This is a genomic window from Bradyrhizobium sp. BTAi1, assembly GCF_000015165.1.
Lineage (GTDB): Bacteria > Pseudomonadota > Alphaproteobacteria > Rhizobiales > Xanthobacteraceae > Bradyrhizobium > Bradyrhizobium denitrificans.
On the sequence record NC_009485.1, the window covers coordinates 585551 to 599448 of the forward strand.

The window sequence follows — 13898 nt, forward strand, 5'->3', positions numbered from 1 at the left end:
ATCTGCTCGGTTCCAGCTGCCGCTGGTTCGCATATCGCACCTTTGCTTGCGATTAGAAATACTCTGACTTGATCGGCGCTCTGATTCTACCGCGCCGCTGCCCGAATTTGGTTTCAATTGGTTGAAAGGGTGACCCGGAACCATATTGATGAACAGCTGTTAACCGACACTGACCAACAGGAGGGGAGCTGTGAACCTCGTCGTGGTTTCGAATCGGGTGGCGCGTGGCAAAGCCAATGAGCCAATGACCGGCGGACTTGCGGCAGCTCTGCTGCCCGTAGTGGAAAATTCTGGGGCAGTTTGGGTCGGTTCCTCAGGTCGTGTGCGTGATGGCGCGCAGATGGAACCGATTGCGCAGATCGAGCAGCTCGGCCAGGGCGCGTTGGCCTTGTTGGATCTGCCGGCCGCGCATTATGCCGGCTACTACGAAGGCTTCGCGAATTCTGCGCTGTGGCCGGCGCTGCATTCACGCAGCGATCTGATCAGCGTTTCGCATGACGACTATCGCTCCTATCGCGAGGTGAATGCGTTCGTCGCGCGTGCCTTGTTGCGGTTTCATAAGCCTGAGACCCTGTTCTGGATTCAGGATTATCATTTTCTCTCGCTCGGTGTGGAACTGCGCACGCTGGGCGTGAAGAGCCCGATCGGCTTCTTCCTGCATACGCCGTGGCCCGCGCGCAGCGTCATCGACAGCGTGCCGAATCACCGCGATCTCGTGACCGCGATGCTGGCCTACGATCTCATCGGTTTCCAGACCGAGGACGATCGGGACAATTTCTGCGCCTGCATTCGCGCTGATCTTGGCCTGCAGGTGCGGGATGGCGTCGTGAAGTCGCGCCATGGCCGCACGCGTCTGGCGGTGTTCCCGATCGGCATCGACGCCGACAAGTTCGCGGCATCCGCGGCCAAGGCCGCGTCGCATCCGGACGTGTCGCGACTGCGCCGCAGCCTGCATGGCGAAAAGCTCGCCATCGGCGTCGACCGGCTCGATTATTCCAAAGGGCTGGTCAACCGCATCACCGCGTTCGACCGCATGTGGACGATGCATCCGACGCTGCTGCGCGCCGCGTCGCTGTTGCAGATCGCGACGCCGTCACGCGAATCCATCGAGGCCTATGGCAATCTTCAGAGCGACGTCGCGCGCCTCGTCAGCGAGGTCAATGGCCGTCATGGCGAGGCCGACTGGACGCCGATCCGCTATCTCAACAAGGGCTATGGGCAGGGCGTGCTGTCCGGACTCTATCGCAGCGCGCAGGTCGGCGTGGTGACGCCGCTGCACGACGGCATGAATCTCGTGGCCAAGGAGTATGTCGCCGCGCAGAGCCCTGTCGATCCCGGGGTGCTGGTGCTGTCGAAATTCGCCGGCGCCGCCAATGAGCTCGATGCCGCTCTGCTGGTCAATCCGCATGACATCGACGGCATGGCGCGTACCATCGCGATGGCGCTGTCGATGCCGCTCAACGAGCGCCGGATGCGCTATGAGATCATGATGACGAAGTTGCGCCGTCATTCCATCCAGCAATGGTTCACGGATTTCCTGGAGGCGCTGCAGGATAGCGACGCGCCGGAGACCGCCGAGATCGCGCCTCTGCCGACCGCGCCCGCGGGCCTCCTCAGCAGTCGCCTGGCGTCATCGAGCGCGCGTTATCACTGACCCGGATGGGCCGCCGCGTCGGGTCTCGGCGGCGTCAATGACAATAGGCCACGCCGTCCAGCACGGCGCAGCGCAGCTTGTTCGGCGAGCTCGGATTGTCCATCGGCACCATGCCCTTTCCCTGACCGACGAAGACGCCCGGACCGACCACCACGGAGGCCTTGTTGCCGACGATGACGGACGGGTGTGGCTTCAGGCTGGACTTGGTGCCGTCCGGCCACAGGATCGCGTCGCCCTGCCAGATACCTTTGCGGCCGTCGTCGCAGGTCACGTCGACGCCCTGCCGGGTGCATTGATCGGCCCGCGCTGTATCAAGCGGCGCCGCCACAGCCCCAAGCACCAAGGACAGCGCGACGAGCGCGCGAAAATGGCCGGTTGACGGCATAGCAGGTCCTCGCGAGGCTCCGACCGATGGAGCCGCAAATCAGTGGTCGCGCTGTCGGGCCCGAGGGTTCATCACCGGCCGTCCGGACCCGAAACAGCCCTGATCCGGCCGGCAGCGGCGGCCGATTGGTGATTTTTATCAGTGATTTGGAGGAAATTTGGTCGGAAAGGCCGCGACCCGGCTTGCAAAACGCCGCCGACCCCGCCAAGAGAGGGCCGCCGGAGAGATGGCCGAGTGGCTTAAGGCGCACGCTTGGAAAGCGTGTGTGCGGGAAACCGTACCGTGGGTTCGAATCCCACTCTCTCCGCCACTGCCTTCATTCGCCGTTCTTCGTCGCACTTCGCGGCTGGTCACTAAAGCTCCGGTATTCCTGAAGTTTTTACCGCATGCTCCTCTGGACGCGTGCGCGGTCCTTCGCCATAATCCGCCCACCATTTGTGGTCTGGATTGTGGACATGGCCAGGGTGCTCGGAAGGCTGACGGCTCTGAAGGTGGAGAAGCTCAAGGAGGCGGGCATGTACGCCGACGGCGGCGGGCTCTATCTGCGCGTCACGAAGGACGGCACCAAGAACTGGGTTTTCCGGTTCATGCTCAATAAAAGGCCGCGCTGGATGGGATTGGGGCCCGTCGCGCTCTTTGGCCTTCAGGAAGCGCGCGGTAGGGCCCTGGATGCTCGTCGGCTACGCCATGACGGTGTCGATCCGATCGAGACCCGCCGTGCCAGCCGGATACAGCAACGCCTGGAAGCCGCAAAGGCGATCTCGTTCGACGAGTGCTGTTCCGCCTATATCAAGGCCAATCGCGCCGGTTGGCGGAACGCAAAGCACGGCGCCCAGTGGGAATCGACCTTAGCGACCTATGCCAGTCCGGTCGTCGGCGCACTGCCCGTGCAGACGATCGACACGGGACTGGTTTTGAAGGTCTTGGAGCCGATCTGGGCGGATAAGCCTGAGACTGCGAGCAGGGTCCGGCAGAGGATCGAAAGGGTGCTCGACTGGGCGCGAGTTCGTGGATACCGGACCGGTGAGAACCCGGCCAGATGGAAGGGCCATCTGGACAAACTCCTGCCTGCGACTGCGAAGGTCCGTCGGGTCGTGCATCATGCCGCGTTACCATACGGCGAGATGCCGGGCTTCCTAGCCGACTTGCGCCAGCAAGAAGGCGTTGCGGCCCGTGCTCTCGAATTTCTCGTCCTTACCGCCGGCAGAACTGGTGAGGTCATCGGCGCTCGCTGGACCGAGGTGAACCGGCACGACAAGACATGGCAAGTACCAGGCGAGCGGATGAAGGCTGGCAGGGAGCATCGCGTTCCGCTCTCTGCCCGCGCGCTGGCCATCCTTGAAGAGACCTATGCGCTGCGGCACGCCGATGATGGGTTCTTATTCCCCGGTGCCAAGCACGGCAAGCCGCTCTCGAATATGGCGTTCCTGATGTTGCTGCGACGGATGAGCAGGGATGACCTGACGGCACACGGTTTCCGCTCCAGTTTCCGCGACTGGGTCGCCGAGCGCACGAATTTTCCCGCGGAGGTCGCTGAAATTGCGCTGGCACATACGGTCAGCGACAAGACCGTCGCCGCCTACAGTCGCACCGACTTGTTTGAACGTCGGCGGCGGTTGATGCAGCAGTGGTCGGTCTTTTGCACGGCCATGCCGCAGGAGAAGCGAGGCAACGTAACGGCGCTGTCGAGGCCACAATCCTAGAACTGGGTCCGGAAGGCGACGGGGGACCCGCCAATACAGCCGAGGGACCCGCTCGTGTTTAGAGGGACCCAGGCCTGTCGCCATTGATGTTGTTGTCCGCCTTCACGTGTCAGTACCCCTCATCTAATACCGCGCAGATCGTCGCGACGGATCATCGCGAGAGTTCATCCTCATGCGGGTTTGACCTTGCTGGTCCGTGGCCTACCGGCTATCTTTGTGGCTGGTCTTGCTATCTGGCCCTTGCGCTGATCGCGCCGATCTGACGCTCGTAGTCGCCCGCGCCGGGCGATGGAACCCACGACCTCCGCGACTGTCGCGGCTGGTCGGTTTGTCGACCTGCTTGTTTGCGGTCGGCGTCCATCGAGCGGAGCGGTGCGTCATGCGAACCCCCAAAGCTACAACTACATCTTCTGCGGCTATCTCGTCACCGGTTGAGATCGACCGGCCGATCACGGTGACAGTGCCAACGGCCTGCTCACTTTCGGGGCTCGGGGCCACCTCAGTCTGGAGTCTGATCAGCGACGGCACTCTTCAATCCGTGCAAGTCGGTCGTCGTCGTCTCGTGCTCTACGAGTCGCTTTCGCGGTTGCTGACGCCACCGGGCGAGAGCGCGGCGGTCATGTCCTCGACCCGCAATCCCAGCAAGGGGGGACCGCGATGAACGTCAAAAAGGCACAGACGCGCGCCGCCGACGCTGACGTTGACATCGAACAAAGCGGGAGTGTGCCATGGTCGGGAGGAGATCAGTGGCCAGCGATCGACGATGCGGCATTCCACGGACTGGTCGGCGACGTGGTGAGCACTATCGCGCCACACACCGAGGCCGACCCGGTCGCCATCCTGATCCAAGTCTTGGTCATGTTCGGCAACGTGGTCGGCAGGTTGCCCCACTATCAAGTCGAGGCCGATCAGCACCACCTGAACCTCTTTTGTGTTTTGGTCGGGCAGAGCGCCAAGGGCCGTAAGGGAACGTCGGGCAGTCGCGCCCGGTCCATCATGCAGATGGCTGACGAGGTGTGGCTCAATGAGCGTATGAAAGGCGGCCTTTCCTCTGGCGAGGGGCTGATCGCGGAAGTCCGGGACGAAGTCGAGCAATGGGACCCGAAGGCGCAGGAGCTCCGCGTCGTCGATCCCGGCGTGGCCGATAAGCGGCTCATGGTGTCAGAGGCGGAGTTCAGTAGCGCCCTGGCTGTCATGGAGCGGCCGGGCAATACTCTATCATCCATCGTCCGCAAGGCCTGGGACGGAGGCAAGCTCTCGACGTTGACCAGGAACTCTCCGTTGTGCGCGACTGACCCACACATCTCGATCATCGGCCACATCACCGAGGATGAGCTGCGCGCCCGGATCAATCGCACCGAGGCGGCAAACGGCTTTGCCAATCGATTCCTTTTTGTAGCGGTGCGTCGCTCGAAATGCCTGCCGCACGGTGGTAGCCTCGACGAGGCCGAAACGTTAATCCTGGCTGAGCGGATGAAGGAGGCAGTCGCTTTCGCCAAGCGGGTGGGCCGGGTCGAGATGACCGACTCCGCGCGCCAGCTCTGGGAGTCAGTCTACGCGCATCTGTCGGCCGAACAGCCGGGATTGCTAGGTGCGGTGACGGCCCGTGCGGAGGCTCAGACCATTCGTCTAGCGCTGGCCTACGCGTTGCTCGATCGCCACGACGCGATCGATGCTCAGCACCTCAAGGCGGCGCTTGCTGTTTGGGAATATTGCGATGCTTCGGCAGCGAGGGTCTTTGGCAGGCTGTTGGGAGATCCCGTGGCTGACGAGATTCTAGCGGCGTTGAGGCATGCTGGCGGTGTCGGTCTGACACGAACCCTGATCCGCGACGTGCTCGGAAAGCACAAGACGGCGGATCGCATAAACGCCGCCCTGGCCTTGTTGGCAGGCAAGGGTCTCGTGAGATGGTCGAGCGCAAGCACGGGCGGCCGTCCGGCCGAGACTTGGTACATCAACGGAGCATGAACCATGGGGCGGTATCTGGAAATCCTGAAGCGCGCCGAAGCAGAGATCGCGCTGCGCGACAAAAGCGCTCAAAGGGAACGAAGTCTTCCATCTGGAGTTCGCGGCGCTGACTTTGGTCGCTTTCGTCGCTTTGGTCGCAGCTCGTCCGAACTTGCGAATGCGTTGGCAACCCTGGAGAGAAGGTGTCCGGACTGGGTCGCGCTGAAGGATTGGCAGCAGGCCACTACGGATGGCCGCCGCTTTGTCGCGCATTGGGGCGACCAGGCTCTTAGGCTGAAGTGGTCGGTCCAGGACTTGTTTGGTCTGCACGAGGCGCCAAAGCAGCCGGGACCGAATTATTGTAGGTTGTCGCGCTACGATCAAGCGGGGCTAATTTGGCTATTAGGGGGACGCCCAGTAGTAGCGCTTACCGACGTAGCAGCCGCGATCGATCACGGCAAAGGCGTCGTCACGATCCACCGCAAAATCCATAAGCCTACGGTCTGACGACTGCGCGACAGCCCAGATGGTTCGAGTGAACGACGATGTTTGAACGCGCATCCCGGATAATACCATGACGCGAAAAAAGCGACGTGGTCGGCTCACCGTCGAACAGCTTGGGGTGGATCGCCTCGACGTGCGCGAGCTTCAACGGGCCGGTATCTTGGGCGAGAGTTTGGTTAGCCTTACTCCAGCGCTGCTGTGGCCGCGCATTGATCGAATGCGTGCCTACCAATATCTGATCCAGTTAGAACTGCGCCATCATATGGTCCCTCAACGGATTCTCGTATCCTGGACCCCGTGCCATTACGGCGGGGCTAGACCTTGGATGCATTGCCCCTTTTGCCAAAAGCGCGTTGCAATACTCGTTAGGGCATTGGCGGGATATTGCTGTCGCAAGTGTGCAGGCGATCCGGTCTATGCCAGCCAATGCAAGAGCACTCGGGCTCGGCGGCACTACGAGGCCTGCAAGCTGCGCCTCCGCGTCGGTGGAATTGCATCACTCTCTGTGCCGTTTCCGGAGCGGCCACGAGGAATGCATCTCCGCACCTATGAACGACTGCGGAGCAGGGCGGAGATTCTAGAATGTGGTCTCTCAACGCGAGTAAGGAAAAGGCCGCCGGACTACCCGAACCTCGTCTATTATCTGCAGCATACGAATTCCAAATGATTTAGGCGCTTGCTATGCGATCAAACCTTTGAGGGGGCGGCACTCCCCGCCTATGTGGATCATCGCGTGGCAATTTGCGCAGACAATGGCCAAGTCCCTCAGCTTAACCGTCCGGCCGCCGATAGGCGAATTGCTCAAGGGGGCGAGATGGTGGACTTGGGCATAGCCTTCACCGAGCGGGCCGTAGCGTTCTTTGAAGTCGAAACCGCAGTTTTCGACCTCGCAGACGAGGCGTCCGCCACTCTTCGCTAAAGTATCTCTAATTTTCTCGCGACGAGCACGGCCCTCCCTTTGCCGATGGTACACGAACTTTTGTTTTCTAGACCCTTCAAACCATGCCATCTCCCGATCTGCCGACTCCACCGGCGACCCACCGGGTTTCGCGCCGCGAACAAGCAGTCTCTCGCCAGTTCTATAGTTGTATTCGGTGACCGCCCAAGGCTCCGGATCGAGAAGCCGTGCATGTACTTTCGAGGCCGACGGCTTAGTTGCTTTGGGGTCTCGTTGTTCGCCGTCGACGACAATCACCCTAACCGGAAGTCGCTGCCGATATGCCAATTCCAGAGATTGGTCGAATGCCTCGGCGCGCCGATTCCAAACGACCTCGCTTGGCGATGTGCCGACTGCGCCATAATTCCTGGGTTTGCTCCTGTGGACGACGGAGGAGCCTTCCAGCTTTAGACCTCTGTGCCAGATGCAAACCGCCACCAGTTCATCGGGCTGCTCGAAGGACCAGTTGTAACAATACTTCGGATTGGCCGCTGGCGGGCCCTTGTAGTTTTTCCACGCGGCAACATCTACGCCTGCTTCGGCAAGTAGGTCCATCACCAGGTGCTTATCTTTAGGCTTCAGGTAATCCAGAAGAGACATCTACTCACGTCCTGAGGCTCTTTCCCGCAGATTTCATCGGCTGTTGCCTAGCCGTCCGGACTGGGCAAAAGCCATGCCTTCATCAATACCAGAAAATGACAAGAATACTCTAAGGCTCGCTATTTCTTGGATCGGCTCTGGGTTGGTTGCCGTGCGGAAGCGCATCGTGACGCTCGCCCGAGGCGCGAAGATCTCGCAAGGGTGAGTTCGTCCCCAAGCACACAGGAATTTCCCGATGACGGCGCTCCAATGCTCCGCCCGCGCGGCCCCAAACCATAACAAGAGTATAGCCACAGCCTATTCCCCGAGGCCAAGGCGGTATCTGCTAGAGTGAAGCACTAGCCGCAAGCGTCAGGGACCACATTTCCGATGCAGTACTCAGCGCCAGAGCAGCCGGCGTGCGATCTCGCGGGGTGATACCCTTTGAGCGCCGGTTGCTCACGCGTGCCGGGCCGCTCTCCTCGTGCCCCGAGTGCGCTGCGCAATCGATCTATGCAACGACCATCTCGCCCAATTTTGGGTTGATTCAATTACGCTTTATTTGGAGAATGAATGGAAGTCGCCTCGCTCCTTGGCGGCCCATAGGATGTCATTCGCATGGTAGATCTCCCGAGACACATTTTTGACGCTATATGGCAAGGTAGGGCCGCGTTGATCGTCGGCCAGGAGCTTGTAGGCGGCGATACTCAGGCGCTAATCCAAGAGTCTGCCGCAGAGAGCCTTAGCAAAGCATTGCTGCGACCCACCCGTGACTTTCTGGACAAGGTAAGTAGGCTCCGTGAGTCCGATCCAGATAGCGTTCACGTTGAGATTGCGCAATTACCCTGGTCGCTGGTGATTTCTAGCGCGCTTGAAACGAGATTGGTGCGCGCGCTGGAAGCAGCGGCACCGGCCGCGCGGCGAGTTCGTCGACGGTTTGTTGATGATGCAGATGCTGACAGTCTAGTTAGGAGCCCAACAACTCTAGAAGTGATGCACCTTTCCCTTTTCTCAAGCCCAACATCACCCGATGGTGTTTTGCCTGAAGCGAATAGGTGGTCGCGCGCAACACGATTGATGCAGCCCCGCGTTCTAGAGCGCCTGAAAGACGCAGTCGGACCCGCTCACTATGTAATTATAGCAGGTGTGGGCAGCGCTGATGCTCTAGACCGGGAAGATCTTGTCGCGTCTTTAGAAGGAATCGACGACGCCCAGGTGGTTCTCTGCGAACCGCAGGTCGATGACACTGCATGGCTTCGTGATTCGCTGCCAGGAGCTGTCATACTGCGTTCTAGCTTAGCCCAACTCCTTCACAAGGCACGTGTTGAAGAGCCACAAGCTGTACCGGACATCCTGAGAGCCGATGACTTGTTAGTCACGGCTCGTTCTACGAAGAACGGCGGGAGGCAAGTCGCCACGTTCCGGGCTGAAGAACTTCGCGATGTGCGGCGGCATCTTGACATATTAGGCGATCGCCCAGGGCAGGTCACCCCTGCGACGCGCGATGAGCGACTAAGAGCGTTTCGCAAATTCCTTCGAACACCCCGCCTGCGCGCCGATTACCAAACATTCGTGGGGGAGTTTTGCTTGGCTCGCCAAGCTTACCAAGAGCTGTTTGAGGCCGTAATCTTGCGTGTGGGTCGCGTAAGCGGGGCTGCAGCGCGGCCAACGGGGCGCCGCTCGGAAGGCCCTATTTGGTTGAAAGGCCTTCCAGGTAGCGGGCGCACCACGGGACTCCACTGGTTAGGTGTCCGTTTGCGAGAAGAAGGTTGGCCCGTTGCTCATTTGAGTTCGCCGGTTGACGAGCCAGATGCGTTCGCGATCGAGCAAATAATGCGGCTGGCTGAGCAGCGGTTGAAGGACGCTGGCGCAATCGATCTGGTAGTTCTCTTGGTCGACGGGGTTGCTCGCGAAAATGTTGAGCGCTTGGAGGAGCGGCTAGTTCGAGCTGGACGCAGATCCATCGTCGTCGCGACCGCCGTTTCATCTTCTCCGGTGAGTGATGAAGAGGAAGAGCGTATAGGCGATGAGATCACGCTGGACTACCAACTCAACCCGAAAGAACTGAGTGACCTCGGAACAATCCTTGAGAGCGTCGGAATTGCGATTGACGCGGAGGTTCTGCAGCGGGAGGCCGGAACAGAGGGGTTCTTGGGTATGCTCGACCGCTTGAGTGTCGACGCCCGAGAAGGGCTTGGGCAGGTTCTACGCTCTGACTTTAACCGTTTCGTCCCAAGTCTGGCTCAGGCCCTTCGAAAGCGGCCACCAGACGTTAAGCGCGGAGCGCTAGGCGAAGCCATTATTGCGGCTTTTGCTAAGGCGGGTCAGCCTGCCAAGTTGAGCGAAAACCAGGCGCCCTTAGCTCCTGACCGCGAGCACATTGAAGAGGCCCGCAACCTAATGAGCGCTATCTTTGCGTTCGCATGGCTCGACCGCGTCATGCCTCTGGACTTACTAGGAAGACGTTTTCCCCAGCTCTTTGCTGCTTATGAGGATGTGCGAGTTGTAGCGCAAGAACATGGGTTCTTAACCGAAGTCACGTTCGACGCGGATGGCGATATCGCGCTCGCAATTGTCAATCCAGCGATCGCTCGTGCGCTTCGCACCCACGTGGTGGGTGGAACGCGGGACGTGCTTCGTGAACTACAGGCATTCGCGAACTCGATTGCTTGGCCGGTCGGTCCCGATGATAACGGCCTTTCGCATTGGCCGGCTTTTCTCCATGGTTTGCTCAGATCGGTGAGTCCTCGCGGCTCGTTCCGGGGCGAGTTTGGAAGTGTCGAAGACCTTCGTCAGCTTGGCGATATCCTTTCCGATCTTCGTCAGGTCAAAGGCGTCCAATCGGCGCAAATGCTAATGCTGGAGGCAATTGTACTCCGAGAACGAGCAGACAGGGGCAATCTGCCTGTCAGCGAAACCGAAGAAATCCTCGATAGGAGTCGCCTGCTGCTGACGAACGCGCGCGACCAGATTGCGAAAAAGCCGCGCAACCCTTCGCGCGACCAACTGCTCGCGTCCATTCTAACCTCCTATGCGACTACGCTACGAAGGCAGATGCAGGTCCGGATCGAGCAAGGTAATCTCCTTGCGGCACAGACGATAGCTACGCCAGCGTTGGCTGCAGCGCAACGCGCCCAAGCGCTGCAAGACCAATGGCATCCCTTTGATGCAGCCGCGCTTGTCTATTATCGCTTGGCGCAAGCCTGGCAAAGCGAGCGTCAACTTCCCGAAGCGCGGCAGCAGTATTTGAACGCAGTCGATCAGCTTGGAACGCTCTTCGATCTAGCTTCCGAACTAAGCGAGCTTCCCCAGGATCAACAGGAGCGTAAAAGCGCTCGCCAGCGCGAATATCTCTATGTCACGGGCCAGCTAGAGGTTGCCAAAGAGCAGGCGCTAGCCGAGGCAGAAGATGGGGATCTCGCCGCCCTTTCTCACGTCCTGCGCATGGAGGCGATCGATCCAGTGACCAATCAGATTAGATCGGTGGCAGCCGCAAAGTCGGCGTTCGACACGCTTGCCAGATATCCTGCAGCGTTTGAGAACGAACGAAGTGTTGTGTTGCTTCATCGTCTTTGGGTTGGTGTGCATCTCGGATTGCGCACGTTGGACAAAGGCCCCCTCCTCATAGGAGCTAGTGACGAAGAGTGGCGCAACCTCCAGCGCATAGAACAACGTCGACTTGAGCTTGGCCGAGAGTTTGATCCTGCGATTGGCTTCTGGTTATCACTTGCCCTTCTTCAATTGGGGAACCTTGTTGAGGCGCGTCGAATACTGCAATCGCTCACATCTTTCATCGGTAGGCCTCGCAAGCGGCAATTTGAACCTCTCATACTGATCTCGACGTCGGACGCTATCCCGCGATCGTTCCGCGCATTGGTGCGGCGAAGGGGGGAGCGAGAAGACTATACGGTCTATATCCGAGAGCTCGACGTCGAGACCACTTTGTGGCGGCGGTACCTTGAAGCTGGCGAAGCGATCGATTTGAAACAAGGTGATCTCGTCGAAGTCTATGTCGCCCTAAACTATCGCGGGCCTATGGCGATCGGTCCTCGGTGGACGGCGCGTGCGCTACGCAGCCCCGCGCCCTTAACTTGAGAGCGGGCCATGACGGGGGACCTTGTTATCGGCGCCATTGCGTCTATGCTCGAAGGGGCTGGTGACTCTGTATCGTTCGCCTTCGGAAAGGAGCGCGTCATCTGCGGCTCCGGCGAACTGAGAGAAACGCTGACGCGAATAGAAGCGCGATTGTCAGAGATTGCGGCGGGCAGCAAAGACGCGCTCCGAGTCGCTTTGCTGTCGGACGATGATGATGAGCGACGGATGATTGCCTCAGCCATTGTCGGGCTCGGAGCGGAATTGGGCTTGCAGATTAAGTTATCAAACGACTCTTGGGGGATATGGGCGCGGGATGCGCGAAACGCGCGGGATAGTGGTAAGATCATCCATGTTCTGACTGAGGTGCCGCCGCTTCCAAAGGCTCAGCAGGGCTTTGCCTCGATCTTGGGATCGTTGATCCTCCTTTGGCCGCCGCAATTTGCCGGTTCTGAGGTTACGCCCGACCGAATTGAAGCGGTCATTCTTGCACCTTTCTCTGAAAGGCCACTCGAAAAGGCCGCCCATGTAGTCGATGCGGTATGGGCAACATTGAATAGCATTGAGGAGGGCGACGAAAGGCAAGCAGCTATTGATCTTTTCGCGCGCTTGGATGTGAATGCCCTATTTGGGACTTGCATCGACGTAACGAAGCTTACGACGAGTAGTCTAGCTAGGGAGGCCGGCAACCGGTTGGCGAGTTCATTGCGAGTCCAATCGGCGTTGCGGCCGGGAGAGGCGCTGAGTGCTGCCGAGATCTACCGGGCACTCTCCCCCCAACCGGATAGATTAGCCCCTCATCTGCGGCGCCTTTGGGTCGAAGGCAGCACGGACGCAGCAATGATTCGGTTAGCAGAGCGTTTGGCTGCTGCGGATGCTCCGGGACTCCTCGACGGCATTCACATTGAGGCCATTGGGGGAGTTGCTCAGGTGGAAGCCGCGCTCCAAAGGTGCAATCGCAGCCCGAGCTTGGAACTCTTTATGTTTGATGCCGATGCAGATGGTAAGATGGGAGAATCTAAGGTGCGTGACCAGGGCTTTCCTGCCCTAGTTCTCGATCGTTCAAATGCAATGGGCGCATGCGATGATGAGTGGGTCATCGAAGATCTACTTACCGTATCTTGCCTTGATCGATTCTATTCCGCCCATCGTAATCTCAGGCCTGCGCGCGAGGAGATCGCGCATCAACCGCCCGAAGGTAGGCGCCTCGTTTTGCGCGGGGAAGACAAAGGGACGCTGGTCGAATGGCTCGAACGGGAGGCGACGCTCGGTGATCTCTATGGCGTCCTCCAGCAGATAAAGGCGATCCGGCGGCGCTTTGCCCTGAGAGATTGGGCAGATAGCACTACTCGCCCGCCAGATGCGAGTATCGGGCTTAGACCGCGACCTTGGTGGTTCATCGGAACCTGAGCGCTTCGTTCGGACACGGAGCCGCCTTGCAGGGCGTAAGTGAGTTACGGCAGCATTGATCTACCTCTCAGAGCGGTTTGCCGATCCCAGTTGTTGCTCGATTTGTGGGCTGTGCCCAGCTCATTGCCGTACGACATTGAAATTATGAATGTTTTGCCATCCATCAGGCGGACACTCTCTCCGCCAGCAATATCTCCTAAACTATTGTATAATAAAGTTTATTTTCCGGATTTTGCAGATCGGTCCCCAATTTGGCCCCCAATTGCGGGCGGTTGTGCGGCCGAGCGAACCACGGATAGTCTCTACCGCAGGGTGTCACACTCGAAAGAAGGGGCGGGGGCCCACCATGCATATTCATCAAGCAGGTTGGCTAGCTCTTGCTGCCATCGCTGTTTCAGGATGCGGACCAACGCTTTCTGAACGCAATTGGGCCGATGCCCAAAGGCAATGCCAACTGCGGACCTCGAAAGAGCAGCAGCAGGAGTCATTCGACGATTGCGTGAGGAACAACTATCGCGCTTATGACATTCTCAGTCGGTATACACCGCCGACAGTCCCAAGCGTCCCATCATCTGGTCCTGCTACTACCGTTGTCTCTCCTAGCTCTCTTGATAACCAAGCGCCTGCACCGAACATTATCCCGCCTACTGTTAGATGCCAATCGGTCGGCGCGGGGCTCGGCACCGT

Annotated in this window: 8 protein-coding genes and 1 tRNA gene; 7 read left to right on the top strand and 2 right to left on the bottom strand. The window is 59.4% G+C overall.

Annotated features, from left to right (window positions below):
- Positions 1–190: 190 nt before the first annotated feature.
- Positions 191–1654 carry a trehalose-6-phosphate synthase gene (locus BBTA_RS02760; protein ID WP_041750278.1) on the top strand — a complete coding sequence of 488 codons (1464 nt, stop codon included), beginning with the start codon at positions 191–193 and terminating at the stop codon, positions 1652–1654.
- 34 nt (positions 1655–1688) lie between these two features.
- Here the strand turns inward: BBTA_RS02760 and BBTA_RS02765 are convergent, their stop codons facing one another.
- A complete protein-coding gene (locus BBTA_RS02765) occupies positions 1689–2039 on the bottom strand; it encodes a hypothetical protein (RefSeq protein ID WP_041750279.1) in 351 nt (116 codons plus the stop codon).
- A gap of 220 nt (positions 2040–2259) precedes the next feature.
- On the opposite strand from BBTA_RS02765, the gene BBTA_RS02770 reads away from it, so the two are divergent.
- From BBTA_RS02770 to BBTA_RS02785, 4 genes are all read left to right on the top strand, one after another.
- A tRNA-Ser gene (locus tag BBTA_RS02770) sits at positions 2260–2349 on the top strand.
- Between the two features lie 145 nt (positions 2350–2494).
- Positions 2495–3742, top strand: a complete 1248-nt coding sequence (locus BBTA_RS02775; RefSeq protein WP_041751194.1) for a site-specific integrase — start codon at positions 2495–2497, stop codon at positions 3740–3742.
- A gap of 657 nt (positions 3743–4399) precedes the next feature.
- A complete protein-coding gene (locus BBTA_RS02780) occupies positions 4400–5710 on the top strand; it encodes a DUF3987 domain-containing protein (protein WP_083780581.1) in 1311 nt (436 codons plus the stop codon).
- A gap of 3 nt (positions 5711–5713) precedes the next feature.
- A complete protein-coding gene (locus tag BBTA_RS02785) occupies positions 5714–6196 on the top strand; it encodes a hypothetical protein (protein ID WP_012040913.1) in 483 nt (160 codons plus the stop codon).
- A 676-nt stretch (positions 6197–6872) separates the two neighbouring features.
- On the opposite strand, the gene BBTA_RS38560 is transcribed toward BBTA_RS02785, so the two are convergent.
- Positions 6873–7730 carry an HNH endonuclease gene (locus BBTA_RS38560; RefSeq protein ID WP_012040915.1) on the bottom strand — a complete coding sequence of 286 codons (858 nt, stop codon included), beginning with the start codon at positions 7728–7730 and terminating at the stop codon, positions 6873–6875.
- A gap of 597 nt (positions 7731–8327) precedes the next feature.
- On the opposite strand from BBTA_RS38560, the gene BBTA_RS02790 reads away from it, so the two are divergent.
- Positions 8328–11804, top strand: a complete 3477-nt coding sequence (locus BBTA_RS02790) for a hypothetical protein (protein WP_012040917.1) — start codon at positions 8328–8330, stop codon at positions 11802–11804.
- A 9-nt stretch (positions 11805–11813) separates the two neighbouring features.
- Entirely contained in the window at positions 11814–13211 is a 1398-nt protein-coding gene (locus BBTA_RS02795; protein ID WP_012040918.1) for a hypothetical protein, read from the top strand.
- Positions 13212–13898: the final 687 nt, after the last annotated feature.